Origin of the sequence: Pseudoduganella aquatica, assembly GCF_020865585.1 — a bacterium.
Lineage (GTDB): Bacteria > Pseudomonadota > Gammaproteobacteria > Burkholderiales > Burkholderiaceae_D > Rugamonas > Rugamonas aquatica_A.
Map to the genome: position 1 here is coordinate 555,627 of NZ_CP086370.1, position 17,563 is coordinate 573,189.

The following is a 17,563-nucleotide window of genomic DNA, read 5'->3' on the forward strand; positions in this document are numbered from 1 at the left end:
CGGTCCTGCTGTTGTATGGCTTGTATCGAAAAGTAAAAAGCGGCCGCCGGCGGGGACGGCTGCGGTTTCCGCCGCTTAAAATGCAGGCATGCGTAAATTGATTCCTCTCGCCTGCCTGGCTTTAATCGGCGCCCACCTCAACGCCAGCGCGCAGGAAAAAACCCAGGAAAAAGTCCAGCCCGCCAAGGAAGACAGCAAGGACATCCAGAAAGTCACCATCAGCGGCGGCCGCCAGGACGACATGGCCGAGCGCCGCAACTCCACCGCCGGCAAGCAGGTCTTCGGCCGCGAGGAGCTGGACCGCAACGGCGACACCACCCTGGGCGAAGTGCTCAAGCGCCTGCCCGGCGTCACGCTGGGCGGCGGGCGTCCCGGCCGGGGCGGCGACGTGCGCATGCGCGGCCTGGGCAGCGGCTACACGCAGATCCTGCTCAACGGCGAGCGCGCGCCGGCCGGCTTTTCGCTGGAGTCGCTGTCGCCGGACCAGGTGGAGCGCGTGGAAGTGATGCGCGGCCCGGTGGCCGAGAACAGCACCCGCGCCATCGCCGGCACCATCAACGTGATCCTGCGCGACGGCTACCAGCAGCGCGACATTCAGCTCAAGCTGGCCGACAGCTACGAGCGCAATCTGCACACGCCCAATGTGTCCCTCACCTTGCCGGGCAAGGCGGGCAGCCTGACTTACACCCTGTCCGCCAGCCTGAGCAAGAACCGCCAGAAGGACCTGGGCGAGTCCGTCATCCGCGACACCGAGGACGACGGCGACGTGACCAAGCTGCAGAACGTGGAAGAGCACAGCAGCGGCAGCAGCGAGAACCTGCACCTGACGCCGCGCCTGTCCTACAAGTTCGACAATGGCGACACGCTGAACTTCCAGCCCTTCATCATGGCCAGCCGGGGCGACACCGATGCGCGCAGCAACCTGGCGCAGCTGGCCGGCGCGGTGCCGCCGGAATACAACCTGGCGCTGTCGCAGACCCACGCCAGTTCCACCATGATGCGCGGCTTCGGCAACTGGCTGCACAAGCTGCAGGGCGCGGCCAAGCTGGACGTGAAGTTCGGCCTGGGCCTGGCAAAGCGCGACAGCGACGCGGTGCGCAACCAGTTCAACGCCGCCGGCGTCTTGCTGGACCGCTTCCACGACACCGACAGCACGCGCGACCGCGGCTTCAACACCGGCGGCAAATACAGCTCGCCGCTGGGCGAAGGCCATCTGCTGGCGGCCGGCTGGGACGTGGAAACCAGCCGCCGCGAGCAGACCAAGGTGGGCACCGACAAGAACGGCAACGCGCAGTTCGACGATTCGGGCGACAACCTGACCGCCGACACCCGCCGCGTGGCCGTGTTTGCGCAGGACGAATGGGACATCACGCCGCAGTGGGGCGTGTACATGGGCGCGCGCTGGGAAGGCATCCGCACCACCAGCGATCGCAGCGCCGGCACGGTCAGCAACACCAGCTCCGTGTTCAGCCCGCTGCTGCACGGTGTCTACCGCATTCCCGGCGCCGGCAAGGACCAGCTGCGCATGAGCCTGACCAAGAGCTACAAGTCGCCCAATGTGCAGGACCTGATCGCCTTGCCCGTGCTGTCGCGCCTGAACAGCGCCACGCGCCCGGACCGCACCGGCAATCCGGAACTGAAGCCCGAACTGGCCACCGGCCTGGACATGGCCTTCGAACACTACCTGGGCCGCAGCGGCATCGTCAGCGCCAGCGGCTTCGTGCGCGACATCGACAACCTGATCCGCCGCGAGCTGAGCCTGAAGCCCGGCAGCGCCGGCCCGCGCTGGGTGTCCACGCCGGGCAATGTGGCGCACGCGCGCACCAAGGGCGTGGAGCTGGAGGCCAAGTTCCAGCTCGCCGAGCTGATGGACGACGCGCCCGCGATTGATTTCCGCAGCAACTACAGCCGCTTCTGGTCGCGCGTGGACGGCGTGCCCGGCCCGGACAACCGCCTGGACCAGCAGCCGAAACAGACCGCCAACCTGGGCCTGGACTACCGCATGAAGGATTTGCCGCTGTCCATGGGCGCCAGCTACAACTGGACCCCGGCGATCCGTGTGCAAAGCAGCCTGAGCCAGACGGTGGAAAGCAGCCGCAAGCGTGTGGTGGATGCGCATGTGCTGTGGAAGATGACGCCGCTGACGCAGCTGCGCCTGGCGGCGGCGAACCTGCTGGCCGACGACGCCACCGGCAGCAACCTGGTCTACACTAATGGCCTGTCGCAACGTTCCACGACGCTCAACCCCACTTACCGAGTGTGGACTGCGCGCCTGGAAACCAAATTCTAACGAGGAGAGAGCAGTTGATGAAACGTACTTTGCTGAGCACCCTGGTCATCGGTCTGATGGCAACCCAAGCTTACGCGCATGAGGGCGACCACCCTGCGCCGTCGTCGGCCCCGATCTCGGGCATCGACACCCAGTACATCGACGCCGGCGTGCGCGCGCAGGACGACTTCTTCACCCACCTGAACGGCGGCTGGCTGAAAGCGACCAAGATCCCGGACGACAAGTCGAGCTGGGGCTCCTTCGCCAAGCTGCGCGACGACACGCTGCCGCAGCTGCGCGGCCTGATCGAAGACGCGCAGAAGACCAAGCAGAAGCAGGGCACCGAGGCGCAGAAGATCGCCGACCTTTACACCAGCTATATGAACGAAGCGGCGCTGGAAAAGCTGGGCACCAAGCCCCTGGCCGGCGAGCTGAGCGCCATTCGCGGCCTGAAGGACAAGAAGGCCCTGCCGGGCATGATCGCCCACCTGACCCGCATCGGCGTGGCGGTGCCGTACGGCGTCTACATCAGCCAGGACGCGCGCAACTCCACCCAGCACGCCGCCAGCATCGCGCAGAGCGGCCTGGGCCTGCCGGACCGCGACTACTACCTGAAGAAGGACGACGCCCGCCTGGCCGCCGTGCGCGAAAAATACGTCGCCCACATCGAAAAACTGCTGACCCTGGCCGGCCACAAGAACGCCGCCGAGGACGCGAAAGCCATCATGGCGCTGGAAACCGCGCTGGCCGAAGTGCAGTGGACCAAGGTCGACAACCGCGATCCGGTCAAGCGCTACAACAAGACCGAGATCGCCAAGCTGGCCGAGCTGGCGCCGGGCTATGACTGGAAGGACGCGCTGGGCAAGGCCGGCATCGCCACCAAGACCGACACCATCATCGTCAACCAGCCGAGCTACCTGGCCGGCTTTGCCAAAGTGGCCGAAGCGACCGACCTGAACACCTGGAAGGCCTACTTCGAGTGGCAGCTGCTGCGCGACGCCTCGCCTTACCTGAGCAAGGCCTTCTCGGACGCCGACTTCGCCTTCTACAGCGGCGTCATCAACGGCGTGACGGTGCAGGAGCCGCGCTGGAAAAGCGGCGTGCGCGTGGTGGAAGGCGCCATCGGCGAAGGCCTGGGCAAGCTCTACGTAGCGCAGTACTTCCCGGCCGACCGCAAGGCGCGCATGGAAGCGCTGGTGAAAAACCTGATGGCGGCCTACAAGGACAGCATCGACAACCTGGACTGGATGAGCCCCGAGACCAAGCGCGAGGCGCAAGCCAAGCTGGCCAAGTTCACCACCAAGATCGGCTACCCGAACAAATGGCGCGACTACAGCGGCCTGTCCATCGTCTCGGGCGACCTGGCCGGCAATATGCGCCGCGCCGCCGAGTTCGGCTACAAGCGCAACCTGGCCAAGCTGGGCGCGCCGGTGGACCGCGAGGAATGGGGCATGACGCCGCAGACCGTGAACGCCTACTACCGTTCCACCACCAATGAGATCGTGTTCCCGGCCGCCATCCTGCAGCCGCCGTTCTTCGACGCGCGCGCTGACGACGCGGTGAACTATGGCGGCATCGGCGCCGTCATCGGCCACGAGATCAGCCACGGCTTCGACGACAAGGGCAGCCAGTCCGACGGCGACGGCAACCTGCGCGACTGGTGGAGCGCCAGTGACCGCGCCAACTTCCAGGCCAAGGCCGACGCGCTGACCAAGCAGTACGACAGCTACAGCCCGCTGCCGGGCTACTTCGTCAATGGCGCGCTGACCCTGGGCGAGAACATTGCCGACAACTCCGGCGTGGCCGTGGCCTACAAGGCCTACAAGCTGTCGCTGGGCGGCAAGCCTGCGCCGGTGATCGACAAGCTGACCGGCGAGCAGCGCTTCTACATGGGCTTCGGCCAGGTATGGCGCAGCAAGATGCGCGAAGAAGCGCAGATCAAGCAGGTCAAGACCGACCCGCACTCGCCCGGCCAGTTCCGCGCCAACGGCACCATGAAGAACCAGCCCGGCTTCTACGAAGCGTTCGGCGTGAAGGAAGGCGACCCGATGTACCTGGCGCCGGCGCAGCGCGTGATCATCTGGTAAATCTTCAGTAATCGGAAACGACAAAATGGCCACTACTTGTGGTCATTTTGTCATCTGCCGCAAGGCTCTGTGCTAGAGTAAAAATCCCGGTCACGAGCCGGACATAAAACCAGACCTATTCGAGAGGAAGCATCGCTGTGAAACGACATTTGTTGAGTGCATTAACCCTGGCCCTGCTGGCCAGCGCAACCGGCCTGGCCGGCGCCGCCGACGCCGCCAAAAGCCCGACCGGCGGCAAGCTGACCTCCGGCATTGCCGTGGAATACATCGATCCCGCCGTGCGCGCGCAGGACGACTTCTTCACCCACCTGAGCGGCAAGTGGCTGGCCACCACCGAGATCCCGGCCGACAAGTCCAACTGGGGCGCCTTCGCCAAGCTGCACGACGACATCCAGCCGCAGCTGCGCGCCATCATTGAGCAGGCCGCCGCCAAGCAGAACGCCGGCGCGGACGAGCAGCGCATCGGCGCCTACTACGCGTCGTATATGGACGAAGCCAGGCTGGAGCAGCTGGGCGCCGCGCCGCTGCAAGCCCAGCTGGCCCGCATCGCCGCGCTGAGCGACAAGAAGCAGCTGCCTGCGCTGATCGCCCACAACAACCAGACCGGCGCCAGCGCCCCCATCGACCTCGGCATCCACCAGGACAACAAGGACTCCACCAAATACGTGGTGGACTTCAGCCAGAGCGGCCTGGGCCTGCCGGACCGCGACTACTACCTGAAAAAAGACGACGCCAAGCTGGCCGACACGCTGGCCAAGTACCAGCTGCACATCGCCAAGATGCTGACGCTGGCCGGCGACGCCGACGGCGCCGCCAAGGCCAAGGCCATCATTGCGCTGGAAACCGAGCTGGCCAAGATCCAGTGGAGCAAAGTGGAACTGCGCGACCCGGTGAAAGCCTACAACAAGGTCGAGGTCGCCAAGCTGGGCGAACTGACCCCGGGCTACGACTGGAACGCCTACCTGGACGCGCTGAAAATCACCGGCAAGGTGAACTACGTCATTGTCAGCCAGCCTAGCTACCTGAAAGGCTTCAGTGAACTGCTGGCGGCCACCCCGCTGGAGACCTGGAAAGCCTACTTCCAATGGCACACCGTGCGCGCCAACGCGACCTACCTGTCGAAAGCCTTCGTCGACGAAAACTTCGCCTTCTACGGCACCGTGCTGAGCGGCGCCAAGGAAATGCGTCCGCGCTGGAAGCGCGGCGTGTCGGTGATTGAAAACGCGCTGGGCGAGTCGGTCGGCAAGGTCTACGTCGAGCAGCACTTCCCGGCCGAGCGCAAGGCGCGCATGGAAGCGCTGGTGAAGAACCTGCTGGTGGCCTACAAGCAAAGCATCGACAAGCTGGACTGGATGAGCCCGGCCACCAAGAAGCAGGCGCAAGCCAAGCTGGCCAAGTTCACCACCAAGATCGGCTACCCGAACAAATGGCGCGACTATTCCGCGCTGGTGGTCACGCGCGACGACCTGGTGGGCAACGTGCAGCGTTCGCGCCAGGCCGACTACGACAAGGAAATCAGCAAGCTGGGCAAGCCGATCGACCGCGACGAATGGGGCATGACGCCGCAGACCGTGAACGCCTACTACAACCCGGAGATGAACGAGATCGTGTTCCCGGCCGCCATCCTGCAGCCGCCGTTCTTTGACGCCAACGCGGACGACGCGGTGAACTACGGCGGCATCGGCGCCGTGATCGGCCACGAGATCAGCCACGGCTTCGACGACCAGGGCGCCCAGTACGACGGCGACGGCAACCTGCGCGACTGGTGGAGCGCAGCCGACCACAAGAACTTCGAAGCCAAGACCAAGGCCCTGGTGGCGCAATACAACGCCTTCAGCCCGCTGCCTGGCTACAACGTGAACGGCGAGCTGACGCTGGGCGAGAACATCGCCGACAATTCCGGCGTGGCGATTGCCTACAAGGCCTACAAGCTGTCGCTGAAAGGCAAGCCGGCGCCGGTGATCGACGGCCTGACGGGCGACCAGCGCTTCTTCATGGGCTTTGCGCAAGTATGGCGCAGCAAGATGCGCGATCCGGAAATGATCAGCCGCATCAAGACCGACCCGCACTCGCCGGGCCAGTTCCGCGCCAACGGCACCATGCGCAACCAGCCGGGCTTCTACGAAGCCTTCAAGGTCAAGCAGGGCGACAAGATGTACCTGGCTCCCAAAGAGCGCGTCATCATCTGGTAAGCAAGCACGAAAAAAAACCGCTCGATGATTCGAGCGGTTTTTTTTGGGGGGCGGTACCAAACCCCCGGCGTATCGTATCGATCGTAGGGCGGGTTAGCGCAGCGTAACCCGCCGCCTGTCAGCCCTTGGGCGCAGCGGCAGGAGCCGCCGCAGCCGGAGCCGCCGGCACTTCAGGCTCCTTCAGCTTGCCGCCCGACTTATTCGCCATAAACACCACGGCGCGCGCCACTTCCACGTCATCCAGATCCGGGTTGCCGCCTTTTGCAGGCATGGCGCGCAGGCCTTCCAGCGCATGCTTCACCACCGTATCCTGGCCCTGGGCCAGGCGGGCGCCCCAGGCTGCGTTGTCGCCCACTTTAGGCGCACCGGCCACGCCGGCGCCATGGCAAGCCGCGCAAGTCGAGGAGTAGATGGCTTCGCCGGTCTGCAGCACCTTAGGCGCGTTCGCATCCTTCAGCGTAAAGCCCACGTCGGCCACAGGCTGCAGTCGCTTGCCAATGGCCTCGGCCGACTGGCTTTCCGTCCCGGCGCCGGTTAGTTTAGTTGCGGTAACGAATTGCACCAGCAAGGCGATGCCGAGCACAGTGATGAGGAAGAAGCCGATCACTGCTGCTGCGAGCTGTTTTGGCGTTCTGATGGCGGATTCGTGGTTGTGTGCGTCGCTCATGATTTCCTTAATAACAAACAAATGTCGAAACTTGCGTCGGCGTTACGTTATCGGTTTTGCATGCAGGTGTAGAAGCGCAATTGCTCGCCAAACGGGCGATTATAGTCTCAAAAGATTGCCTGTGGAGGCAGAACGGTGCAAAAGCGACACTTTTCATGGACGCACAAGACGAAACCCGGTATCCTTCTGTCACCTCCGAAGTTCCCTCCTACGCGGCTGTAGCTCAATGGATAGAGTATTGGCCTCCGAAGCCAAGGGTTGTGGGTTCGATCCCCGCCAGCCGCACCAGTTTTTTCTATATAAATCAATGATTTTGTAACTGGAACCATAACCTAGCCGTTTGGCAAGGATATGCTTCCAAAAAGCAGTGGCAAAGTTATGCTTCCAATTGCCGCCGGCCATGGACCGCTGCTTGATCTCTAAGGTCTATGGCCGTTAGACCAGCGGGCTCTTAGCCTATCTTCTTCTGCATTGCCTGGAACATGTCGGGATCAACGAGTTCCTTCAACTCTACTTCCAGCGCATCTGCTAGTTGGGCCATGTTGTCGATCGAAACGTTTCTAAGGCCGCGCTCCACTTCGCTTACATAGACGCGACTCAGGTCAGCGGCGAGTGCCAAGTCTTCTTGCGACAAGTCCTTTAAACGTCGGAGCCGACGCAGGTTTCCACCGAAGATTTCACGTGGAGACAGGTGTGCGGCGGGCTTTTTCATAGCCTTTAAGCATCCGTCACACAGACTATACAGTCTACAAACTATGAGAGTCTAAAAGTAAACTATAAGTGACATTTATCCGCTTGACTTGTATATTGGCAATATCGACTAGATTTGGGGCCGTCGGCGCCCGCGACATCATCAAATATGGCTACTACCGTCAAATGTGGAGGCTGCCACTCCCGTGTTACCCCTAGGCTGTGGCATTACAAGTCCAGCATCCCCTTCAGGTATATGAAAACGCAGCATCTGTGTCCCATTTGCGGATGTTGCATGTACGTCACCGGCGGGGAGATGCACTGGAGTGGGCACGTCTGGCTGACTGTAATGTTCCTCGTCGCAGCATCGCTGGCCAATGCATTCAAATTCCACGAGAACTGGTTTCAATGGGCCTTTGCAGGCTACTTGGCATATGTTCTATGGAGGATCGTTCGCGCAAGCTACAACCAGCTCGGCTGGCTCATCGCGAAGATAAAGGGTACTCGGTAGACAACGGTCAATTTCAGCACCAGAACTACGGCGCGTGACCTTGAACGCGCGCCGTTGGAATGGTCGTACACATCATTCTGCCTGGCCGTTTATCGCCCGGCTGTATTCGCGAAAGACTTCGGGTCTCGCAAGCGCTAGGCCATATTTCCTGATCTCGGCATCTACCTTTCGTCGCGCTGGATGCTGGCCGCTTTTAACCAGGACGCTGACCGCGTCGGCAACAATTTTGGCGCGGCCGGCGGCAGCGATTTCAGCGTTGATTCTTCGCCCATTGATACGTTGTTCGCAAATGCGTCTGCTTAGGTCGGGAAACCAGTATCGCAGTGCGCTGCGTCCAAGCCCATACGGGTGCCCAACGTTGTGAAGTGGCGGCGGGGCCGTGCAATTTGCAATCCGTTTTTCCATGGCCGCGCTGTATTCTTTCCGTTGTTGGGCCGTTAGCTGCGGACGAGGTGCGCGAGAAACGACACGGACGACGGGGCGATCAAGTTTGGCCAATCGCAAGCTTCCTGGATCCAAGTTTCCACTGCAGAGATCAACCACGTCGACGTCAAAGCACTGGCTCAACTGGAGGAGCTTTGGAAGGCTCACCTTTTGCCCTTTGTTGAGCCATCCGTTTAATGCCCAGGCGTTCCAGCCCAAGGACTGGCATAGACGTGCACGGTTTCCTAGATAAACCTCGTCGAGGATGCTTCTAAGAGACCGGCAAAGCCGCTCGTGGGTTACTACTGACGAGATATTGGCATGGCGATTCATCATTGCCGCAAGGAGACCTTCGCAGCTCAGAGATTCGCTGTCTGGCGCGACAGGGTGCCTTTCCTTTACATCTGTCTCTACGCTGCGTCGAGCCAGCGAGGCGCCGCATTTGCTGCACATGGCCGCCTCGGCGATGCGCGGAATGAATGGCTGCACTTTGTCACATTCAGGGCACCGATCTTCGAGGCGACAACCGTGCACGACGCAGCGCTTGTATGGCGCCAACGACCATAGCAGTGGCGTATGCGTCTCGCGGTCCTTTCGCAGTTGATCTCCGTAGCAGAACGGGCACCAGCGCGGGCACCTAGCAATAAAGCCCTCACTTTGCGCCGGAATGATTCCGTCCCATGGAAGCATCGTAAGATTTTGAAGATCGCCCCTGGAGGTGAGTGCATTGAGGATCCGCGCGAACAGTTCAGCGTAAGTCCCTAACCCGTTAATCGGGCCCGAGTACTCAGCATAGAAGCTGTTATAGACGAGGCCCTTGATCTGTCCGTCTTGGGCCGCAAGCACGTGTTTGACGAGGTCGCGTGGGCTCAGGGAGTGAGCGCGCGCAAGCCTGACCAGGTAGGATAGGAGAGATTCCTGATGCTGCGTGCCGACGTCTTTGGGCTCCAGATTGTAGAGCACACTGCGCTCACAGATTTTGAACTCAGCCTCTGCAATGGGTGGAGGATTAGGCGCTCGCATATGCCTCTCCCACCGGATCGCGTACAGGCAAGCGCTTTCCGACCACTGTCCCGCGCTTTTTAGGTTTCTTTTCACCTTCGGGCGGAACCCCGAAGTGGAGCAAGTTCATCAGGTCAGCTATAGGCTTGTCCCGAACCTTTTCCTCGCCAAGCAGCGCTTCTGCGGTAATAGTTTCCAGAGCTTTGACGGGCTGCGCGAAGCCTTGGATGAAGTCCCAGTTGAAAAGCTTGTTGTTCAGTTCCAGGTGTCGCGCATATGCGCGTGACAGCCAGTCTTTCAGGATGCCTACACAGCCAACGCTTCGTATATAGAACTCGTCTGCGTTCGCTTGAAGATCAGGGAATTCGCTTAGCGGTAGCCGTCCTGCCAAGGTATTCAGCGCCTGGACAAAACCGACTTTTTCTTTTTGCTTCCGGTGATCGTAGCGAGGGAAATGGATGATTTCACTTCTGCGTACCAGCTGACCGCTTTGATCGCGGATATCGAGTAGTCGATATGTCCCGACCAGCACGATCGTCGCCTTGGTTTCAATGGCCAATGATTTCAGTGCTTCGAACTGAAACTCAAGGCGCTTGGGGTTATTAACCATGAGGATGTGGTGCGCCTCGTCGATGATGAGGTACCGTGTCCGGCGTCGGAGTAGGCAAAGTTCAACCGCACGGCGCAGGGTGTCAGCGACGGCTCTATCGCTAACCACATTTTGCCTCTCGTCCGGAAAGAGGCTCAGCTGATGAGGGGCGGTAACTTTACGATCAATCAATGGCTCGCGCGCCCGCTCAAGAATTCGAACGTAGAAGTCCTTCCAGCTGAACGATGCCGCTGTAGGCGCGATCGCGTTCACTTGTAGGATGGGCATGAAATCTCTCTCGTTGTTCATCTGTTCCTCGAATTGTTTGCTGATTCGGCGGTACAGAGTGGAGGCCAACGTGGTCTTGCCTACGCCCGTCGGGCCGGCAAGCATAATGACCTTCGGAGAGGCATGACCGTACAGAGCTTGCTCAGTCTGTTTCGATACATCTTCGAGCATCGCATGTTTGATAGTGCAATTCTCGAAATAGGCGATGCGGTCAGCGATAGGTGCTGTCAGTAGTTCACTTGGAAAATGCTGGGTGTTAGTCATTCGAATTCTCCTAGCTGAACGGTTTTGATCGATGCCCATGACATATCCTGGGCGTCGTCGGGCCACGGGGCCTGCGCATCTTCGTCTTCCTTTGCGCCAGCATCTGTATGGGTTTGTTGTCGCTGTTCCGAAGCGTTGCGTTGCTCTGCATCCTTACGTTGCTGGAACAGGCTGGCCTGAGTCTGATCCATGCTCTGCAAAAATCTTGCTATCTGCTGAGCGTTGGTCGCACGGCGCTCGTCGGTACGTCGATTCTTTCCATTGATTTCGGACGCAAGAATCATGATTTCACGCTCGGTTCTTCCTTCGAAGAGGCCGGCGTATTCAGACTCACAAAGCCTCCACTGACCTTCTATAAACGCGTAACCAGTGGCGAGATTAAATGGGTCGTACCGTACGGACACTTTAGCGTGCGCGTTTGCCGGATTTCGCATTAAGGCATGGCGGTAGTACAGATAGCCAATTTTCACCCCTTTACCGGGAATAATCGTGGCGTAGCCAGTCTTGGTTGACGGTAGGCAGGCCATTTCGATCTCGTCTGTGATGGGGATCAGGCGCATGGAGCGGAGCCCTGTACGTGCCATGCTCACGGAAAAGGCCTGGTTAGGGCTAACACCTAGCGCAGGATGTTCCAGTTCACCATAGAGCCGATAGACATAGTCCGAGAATTTTGGCAGAAATTCTCCAAGGGTCCATACTGCGCGCTTTCGGGGATCGTGCGTGTCTGCCATCTGCCGAGGTTTTTGCAGGGCTTTATTGTTGCCGCGAAGGTTGTGCACGAGCTGGGTGTTGTTGACGCCGAAAAAGCGTTCCATGACCGATCCGAAGCGGGCTTTTTGCGGTGGGCGACTTTTCTTGGTAATGCCGAAGCGAGCCAAGAAGACGTCAAAGTAGATGCTGACAAATTCGGACCCGCGGTCAACAACGATGGTCGATGGTACTCTGCTGTGCCGACGTAAGCATTCCCTCATTAACACCATGCATGTGCGATAGCTGGGCGGATCAAACATCAAAACGAAGGCAAGTACTGTCCTGGAGTAGGCGTCAAGCATTACGGACAACCAAGGCTTTGCCAGTAGCTCCCCGAACTGAGATCCCACAAATTGGAGGTCGAGTTGTGTGTGATCGATGTGAGCGATTTCGAAGGGGCGCTCACCGTGTCTCGGGCTTGAACGATCCAAGTGGAACTGCACTGGCTCTTGGGAATAGGCGGCTCGCTGGCCCTCGCGAGCAAGGGTAAGGTCATATCCGGACATAGAAAGCTTGATCTCTCGACGGAACGACTTTTCGCTCGGAGGTATCAGATTCTCCTCCTCGCATCGATTGCGGGCGTGCCCCCAGCAGACAGTGACGCTCTTTGCGTCAGCGCTGGCATACTCGGTCGAGATTACGTCGCGCATTATTTCGATGACGCGGTCGCACAGTTTGCGTTGGCGATTTCCACGCGCGGATATCCTCGGCACCAAGCCGATGACCGGGTCGTTGTACTTCAGTTCGCCTTCACGCTGCCGCTGCTTCCAATTGCGAAGCGTTCGCCCACTGACTCTGTTTGGCGGCGGATGCGCAGCAACAGGATCCAGTATGCTCGAGCGATTTGCCGCCTCGGTTAGGTCGCCTAAACTGGCCTTGCGATACAGGTCGGAAAGAATGCATGCAGTGTCTACCAGCATTTGGTCCGCGCGAATTTCTCCGGCTTTCGACAATCGCTCCAGCTGCTCACGCTTCATGCTCATGGCTTCTCCATCAGATGATTGAAGAATTACATGATCTGGGCTAACAGTCCTTACTGAAAACGCCGCGCCCGCCCACGTTAAGGTCGCGCCAGGGGCCAGATGCAACGCTTTTACACTCGGTAGCACAAGGCCCGCCAGCGTCGGTGCTCTGCTGGCCTTGAAAACTGTTGCCGTTTCATGGGATGCATACACGTACGTACGGTCGGGCTCTGACATAAGTTCATTGAACAGGTCTACATAGAGCTCGTCGTTCGCGACGGCATAGTTCAAAAGATCAGCATCGACCCGATGCTCATCAAGGAGCTCTACAATTCGCAGGCGCTTTTCTGTAGCGAGAAGGGACTTGAGCTCCGGCAGTGCCTTTAAGGCGTCCTTTGACGGGGCGGCGCCCCAATAGTCTGATAAGTACGACAGATTGCGAATGTAGAGCTGCGGATTTTGTGCTGATGAACGCAGCTGGAAGCCGAGGCCAAAGAGAGCTGCGTACTCGGCTGCGGGCGGGCATTGCCACGTCATCGAGTCCCCGCGGATGAATAGCGATGACTGATCAGCTTCCTTTTCTAGCAGCCATTCTTCTGTCTTGCACTCGACCCAGCCAATGAAGTCTTCCTGAATTACAAAGAAGTCTGGTGTAGTGATGTGGGCACCGCGTTTGCCGTTGGCCTTCACGTAGCTCATCTTCAGTTGCGGTGGTTGGTCGTAATACTCATAAGTCTCAGGATCGTGCTCCCAGAGGTAAATGGCGGCAAGTTCATTCCGGTGGCTCTCCGCCTGGATGGTGCAGCCCATCTTCTTGCTGGGAAATCGGCACGCAACGTTTCCAGCTTTACCCTCCACGTTGCGTGACGGGTTGCCGCTGCGAATTTCCTGAATGATCGCTCGGCCTCTAGCGGGCACGTCTAGCTTGTCCATGAGTCGGTTCAATTGCTCTTCGTTTAACATATTTTTCCTCCCAACCGTCCGGTACCTTGCCGCACACGGTTTTTCCTGTGTTAGTCACAGTTACAAGGTAACCTGCCAACTTGCGGTTGCAAGTAGGGATATAATATCTTGCTTAAACCATTGATTTTAAAAACAAATAGTGAAAATTTTGAAGAAAAACAGGGGGCCTGGACGGCCAGAGAAGTGGACACTTGCACGCTGGCAGGTTTGTCTCTGGGCGGCGGCCGTTGGAGTTCGAGCTGGCGTTAGATCCCTGAGAGACCTGGAGGCAAGGTTGGGCGACGACGGCAAGTGGGAGGGAATGTGGGATCGCTACGCGCGTGGCTTAGTTGTGCCGTCGGGTAAACGAATTGGGCGAATTGAAATGATGGTGCCAGGCGCGGCGAAGTACTTTTATGCAGGGTTTTGGCAGTTGCTCGAGAACCGGGCCTATAGTTGGGAAGAATTAGACAGGACGATTGACACATTGCCGCCTTGGGTGTTTCCGAGTTTGCGGCGCACGGCAAAGTTCGGTCGTATAGGCGGGTCGGGGAAAAGTGCCCAGTTCTTGCAAGAAGCAGTGGAAATGATATCCGATCCGAACAATGGTATTTATGGGATGGCAGTCATATTGATACTAATACGTGAAGCCGAATTGGTTCAAGATGAACGGCAGTACGTCATGGCGCTTAAATCATGGGCGCAGGCCAATGAAAATAGGATGTGTCATCCGATCATCTCATACATTTCTGATCCGGCATTTACCAGAGTCGCTAGCCCCCTGCAGGAAGTAACCTTCAGTAGTAATAATAGCAACGAATGCTGGGTTCGATTCCTAAAAACATATTTGCAACGCTATTATGCGGGGAAAAACCCAAGTCCACTGGACTTTGACGGTTTGCATTGTATCAGCCTGTTTTTTGATTTCGTTCCCTTGGAACAGGAAGTTCTTGATCGATTAGTTAAATACGACCGTCATGAAAGAGCTCGATATATTAGCTATATCAAGCATTTGGGAATTATTGAAGGGAATGCTGGGCTGGATCTTTAGAATTTATCGCTAGGCCGTTGGGATATGGACTTGCGCTAACGGAATTCCATGAGATAGTGAAAAATCTTCTATTATTGGAATTCATATGAAACAGTCCTACCCTGTGGAAAACTACGAGCTGATCGAACGCGCTTTGGGAAATCAGCCTGCGGTAACAACTTTGCTGCGTAGCGGAAAACTGTGCCGTAAAGTGAGTATTCGCCGTTTGCATAAAAATTTAATCGAAGTCAGGTTTCAAGATTTTGATGGAAGCCGTTTTGAACTCTTGCTTGACGCTGCTGCCGGGCTGGCATGTTTGATGGCTCCATGTTTTGACGGCTCTGCCGAAGAATCGCGATACTTAAAAGAGATTTTGAGAGCAACGAATGAGTTAATTAATGGCTCGCTGTAAAAAATCTGCGACGGATAAAACGTTTATGCATCAAATGGAGTCTGTTGGCTATGATATAGTAATGCGCTGCTATTTAGCGCCGAAAAGGATTGCTAGAAGTTACGAGGAAGGATCAGGAGCGTGGGGGCCGGCGTTTCCGCCGGTCCTGATTCTACGCTGGTCTCGCGCGGCCTCTCGCCCCAGCGCGGCGGATCAGCTCGACCGCCTTGTCGATGTCGAAAAAACCTGGTCATGTACTAATAGTTCACAACGACTACAAGTGCAGCCTGGTGGGCTGCGAGGAGAAAGGGCGTTTGTTTGCGTGTTGAATCACCAACTTCCGCACCCTAACCCCTTGGACCACGTTTCACTTTATCCTCTTCCTCGCCCCGTAAATAGCTACCACAAGGGCCAGAATATTTAAAGCACCATTGACCATCCCGCCAAACGACTGATTCTTTGATTGTTTTTATTTTATTTTGATAATAACCGACTTCTAAACCATCAGCGGAAACTGCTAAAACTAGTCCGTCAATATCACCGACCTTTACCCACTGCCCAGTACTCACAACTGGCATTTCCATAATCTATTCCCCTAAAAGTGTACTTGACCCACGACACTCCAGGGCCATCCTTGGTTCAAACGTAAGTGTCTGATCAAGGCCGTCTGGACTGCCTGAGCAGCGTCATCCATGATGAAATTTTGGCACAGCATTTGTGCCCACAAATTTCGATTATAGACACAATTTTTCAACCGATCACTTCCAAGAATGCACGCGGCCACTACCGCCAGCACCCGCTGGAGTTCAAGCATGCATTGGTGGCGCTGTCGCTGGAACCGGCCGCCTCAGCCGCGCGCATTGCGCGCAATCACGGCGTCAACGCCAGCCAAGTATTTAGCTGGCGCCGACTTTATGAGCAGGGGCGGCTTGGCGTGTCTGCGTTGATGCTTGACGATGGTCTGTTGCCAGTGGTCCTGGCGCCAGCGACGCCCGCTCCGGGTAGCGCCACTTCCGAGGCCGACGGCACTATTGTGCTGGAGCAGGGCGAGGTACAGTTGCGGATCGAAGGCCAGCCGAATGCATCTACGCTGGCGCAAGTGTTGGATCGGGTGCTGCGATGATTGGGTTGCCCTCCGGCACCAAGGTCTGGCTCGCCGGCGACACCACCGACATGCGGTCCGGCTTCAATGGCCTGGCTGCAAAGGCGCAGACGGCGTTAGAGGGGATCCGTTCAGCGGGCACGTGTTTGTATTCTGTGGCTGGCGCGGTGACCTCATTAAATTGCTGTGGTGGACCGGCGATGGCTTGTGCCTGCTGGCCAAGCGGCGCGAGCGTGGCCGCTTCATCTGGCTGCAGGCCAGCAACGGTTCGGTACGCACCACGCTCGACACGTTGTCGCGCAAGTCCGACACGGCGGCGGCGATCCTGTTTTAGCTCGAGACTGCGACGATGTGCTTCGCACGCTCAAACAACTCGTCGAAGGTCAAAATTTCCGGGCTCGAGAGGCTGCGCCGAAAGAGCTCAAACGATGAGAATTTATCCTCGTTAATGTCCACTTCCCCTTGGAACTCTGACAGCGAACCGATCAGCAGGAAGGAGCGCGGTCTATAGAGATACAGCTTCTCGCCAGTGCGCTCTCCGGAACGGTCCTTGGGTTCTAGTCTTTCGCTCAACGAATAAAGCGCTTTCTGCACGCCCCGTTGCAACTGAGCAATTGCGCCCGTTACCTCGTCTGACACTTGCCAAGCCTCTGACCGATACGGGTCAACAACCTTCTTTAATAACGGCGTTTTGTGCGTCTTGATTTCGCCGAACGACAGACTGCTTACCAGGCCCTGCGACTTCAGTAAGGCATCCACTCGCTTACCAGAGGTGGCAATGTCATATCCTTTGACCACCTGCTCTAGCCTTTGTCCTTCCAGCGGAGCATTGAGCACGTAGTTGAGGCCATATCCAAGAACCCATGTGTTGCTCTCGACGAAGTCCTGCCAGACGTCTTCCGGTCGAGCGTTTGCCTTCAGCTTGTCCTGACGAGAATCGAAATAAGTCTTGTCTGTTAGAAGTTTCTCGAAATCTGCCAGTGCAAGTTTGCGGCGGTTCAACTCCGTGATGTCTTCGGCTTGAACCTGCGTTAGGCGAAGCGCTTGCCCGAGCTTCGGTTCGGCCACTAGACGCTCAACTACAGAGAGCAGGTCGGATTTGTCGAGTTGGGCCAGCGTCCCCCCTCGGCTGAGAAAGTCAGCGACTTCAGTAAGCCCTACGTCCTCCAAAGCAAAATACGCAGATTCCGCGCGCTCGAACGCCACGCGGCTCTCAACCTGCATTTGCTCTTCATACTCTTCGGCCATTCGTCCCATGCGCTCTCCAACTTTGGCTGCCTAGCTCATCTTGATGTATAGCAAATTATATCGAAAATGGCCCACATGAGATGGCGCGTCGGATCCCTATCCCAGCGGTGTGATGCGGTCACCGATTCAAGTTTCTGCAGCAATCAAGACGGCGTT

Annotated in this window: 14 protein-coding genes and 1 tRNA gene; 8 read left to right on the forward strand and 7 right to left on the reverse strand. The window is 58.0% G+C overall.

What is annotated here, in order from left to right:
- The first annotated feature begins 88 nt into the window (after positions 1 to 88).
- The 3 genes from KT882_RS02505 (at position 89) to KT882_RS02515 (ending at position 6,548) form a co-directional block, all read left to right on the forward strand.
- Entirely contained in the window at positions 89 to 2,290 is a 2,202-nt protein-coding gene (locus tag KT882_RS02505; protein WP_228894264.1) for a TonB-dependent receptor plug domain-containing protein, read from the forward strand.
- A gap of 17 nt (positions 2,291 to 2,307) precedes the next feature.
- Positions 2,308 to 4,356 carry a M13 family metallopeptidase gene (locus KT882_RS02510; RefSeq protein ID WP_161074412.1) on the forward strand — a complete coding sequence of 683 codons (2,049 nt, stop codon included), beginning with the start codon at positions 2,308 to 2,310 and terminating at the stop codon, positions 4,354 to 4,356.
- Positions 4,357 to 4,505: 149 nt separating this feature from the next.
- Positions 4,506 to 6,548 carry a M13 family metallopeptidase gene (locus KT882_RS02515; protein WP_407682040.1) on the forward strand — a complete coding sequence of 681 codons (2,043 nt, stop codon included), beginning with the start codon at positions 4,506 to 4,508 and terminating at the stop codon, positions 6,546 to 6,548.
- A gap of 118 nt (positions 6,549 to 6,666) precedes the next feature.
- Here KT882_RS02515 and KT882_RS02520 read toward each other — a convergent pair whose 3' ends face one another.
- On the reverse strand, positions 6,667 to 7,215 hold the full coding sequence (locus tag KT882_RS02520; protein WP_161074410.1) for a c-type cytochrome: 549 nt from the start codon (positions 7,213 to 7,215) through the stop codon (positions 6,667 to 6,669).
- A 212-nt stretch (positions 7,216 to 7,427) separates the two neighbouring features.
- Between KT882_RS02520 and KT882_RS02525 the strand changes: the two genes are divergently transcribed.
- Positions 7,428 to 7,503, forward strand: a tRNA-Arg gene (locus tag KT882_RS02525).
- A gap of 163 nt (positions 7,504 to 7,666) precedes the next feature.
- Here the strand turns inward: KT882_RS02525 and KT882_RS02530 are convergent.
- The 4 genes from KT882_RS02530 to KT882_RS02545 form a co-directional block, all read right to left on the reverse strand.
- The gene (locus tag KT882_RS02530) at positions 7,667 to 7,927 is read right to left on the reverse strand and encodes a helix-turn-helix domain-containing protein (protein ID WP_228894266.1); all 261 of its coding nucleotides are present in this window, start codon (positions 7,925 to 7,927) and stop codon (positions 7,667 to 7,669) included.
- Positions 7,928 to 8,488: 561 nt separating this feature from the next.
- A complete protein-coding gene (locus KT882_RS02535; RefSeq protein ID WP_228894268.1) occupies positions 8,489 to 9,862 on the reverse strand; it encodes a TniQ family protein in 1,374 nt (457 codons plus the stop codon).
- Positions 9,849 to 10,982: a TniB family NTP-binding protein gene (locus KT882_RS02540; protein ID WP_228894271.1), complete on the reverse strand. Its 1,134-nt coding sequence runs from the start codon at positions 10,980 to 10,982 to the stop codon at positions 9,849 to 9,851. The genes KT882_RS02535 and KT882_RS02540 overlap by 14 nt, the downstream gene beginning before the upstream one ends.
- A complete protein-coding gene (locus tag KT882_RS02545; RefSeq protein WP_228894272.1) occupies positions 10,979 to 13,657 on the reverse strand; it encodes a DDE-type integrase/transposase/recombinase in 2,679 nt (892 codons plus the stop codon). The genes KT882_RS02540 and KT882_RS02545 overlap by 4 nt, the downstream gene beginning before the upstream one ends.
- Before the next feature lie 274 nt (positions 13,658 to 13,931).
- On the opposite strand from KT882_RS02545, the gene KT882_RS02550 reads away from it, so the two are divergent.
- Both KT882_RS02550 and KT882_RS02555 read left to right on the forward strand, forming a co-directional pair.
- A complete protein-coding gene (locus KT882_RS02550) occupies positions 13,932 to 14,687 on the forward strand; it encodes a hypothetical protein (RefSeq protein ID WP_228894274.1) in 756 nt (251 codons plus the stop codon).
- A gap of 85 nt (positions 14,688 to 14,772) precedes the next feature.
- A complete protein-coding gene (locus KT882_RS02555) occupies positions 14,773 to 15,078 on the forward strand; it encodes a hypothetical protein (protein ID WP_228894275.1) in 306 nt (101 codons plus the stop codon).
- 326 nt (positions 15,079 to 15,404) lie between these two features.
- Here KT882_RS02555 and KT882_RS02560 read toward each other — a convergent pair whose 3' ends face one another.
- Positions 15,405 to 15,641, reverse strand: coding sequence for a hypothetical protein (locus KT882_RS02560; protein WP_228894276.1), 237 nt, complete (start codon positions 15,639 to 15,641; stop codon positions 15,405 to 15,407).
- Between the two features lie 65 nt (positions 15,642 to 15,706).
- Between KT882_RS02560 and tnpA the strand changes: the two genes are divergently transcribed.
- On the forward strand, positions 15,707 to 16,180 hold the full coding sequence (tnpA, locus tag KT882_RS02565) for an IS66-like element accessory protein TnpA (RefSeq protein WP_228894277.1): 474 nt from the start codon (positions 15,707 to 15,709) through the stop codon (positions 16,178 to 16,180).
- The gene (gene tnpB / locus KT882_RS02570; RefSeq protein WP_407682032.1) at positions 16,137 to 16,493 is read left to right on the forward strand and encodes an IS66 family insertion sequence element accessory protein TnpB; all 357 of its coding nucleotides are present in this window, start codon (positions 16,137 to 16,139) and stop codon (positions 16,491 to 16,493) included. The genes tnpA and tnpB overlap by 44 nt, the downstream gene beginning before the upstream one ends.
- Here the strand turns inward: tnpB and KT882_RS02575 are convergent.
- Positions 16,490 to 17,416 carry a Shedu immune nuclease family protein gene (locus KT882_RS02575; protein ID WP_228894278.1) on the reverse strand — a complete coding sequence of 309 codons (927 nt, stop codon included), beginning with the start codon at positions 17,414 to 17,416 and terminating at the stop codon, positions 16,490 to 16,492. The genes tnpB and KT882_RS02575 overlap by 4 nt on opposite strands.
- Positions 17,417 to 17,563 lie beyond the last annotated feature (147 nt).

Coding starts and splice junctions, on each gene's coding strand:
- KT882_RS02555 (WP_228894275.1), top strand. CDS start 14,773: ATGAAACAGTCCTACCCTGTGGAAAACTACGAGCTGATCGAACGCGCT.
- KT882_RS02520 (WP_161074410.1), bottom strand. CDS start 7,215: ATGAGCGACGCACACAACCACGAATCCGCCATCAGAACGCCAAAACAG.
- KT882_RS02560 (WP_228894276.1), bottom strand. CDS start 15,641: ATGGAAATGCCAGTTGTGAGTACTGGGCAGTGGGTAAAGGTCGGTGAT.
- KT882_RS02545 (WP_228894272.1), bottom strand. CDS start 13,657: ATGTTAAACGAAGAGCAATTGAACCGACTCATGGACAAGCTAGACGTG.
- KT882_RS02575 (WP_228894278.1), bottom strand. CDS start 17,416: ATGGGACGAATGGCCGAAGAGTATGAAGAGCAAATGCAGGTTGAGAGC.
- KT882_RS02505 (WP_228894264.1), top strand. CDS start 89: ATGCGTAAATTGATTCCTCTCGCCTGCCTGGCTTTAATCGGCGCCCAC.
- KT882_RS02510 (WP_161074412.1), top strand. CDS start 2,308: ATGAAACGTACTTTGCTGAGCACCCTGGTCATCGGTCTGATGGCAACC.
- tnpB (WP_407682032.1), top strand. CDS start 16,137: ATGCATCTACGCTGGCGCAAGTGTTGGATCGGGTGCTGCGATGATTGG.
- KT882_RS02530 (WP_228894266.1), bottom strand. CDS start 7,927: ATGAAAAAGCCCGCCGCACACCTGTCTCCACGTGAAATCTTCGGTGGA.
- KT882_RS02535 (WP_228894268.1), bottom strand. CDS start 9,862: ATGCGAGCGCCTAATCCTCCACCCATTGCAGAGGCTGAGTTCAAAATC.
- KT882_RS02540 (WP_228894271.1), bottom strand. CDS start 10,982: ATGACTAACACCCAGCATTTTCCAAGTGAACTACTGACAGCACCTATC.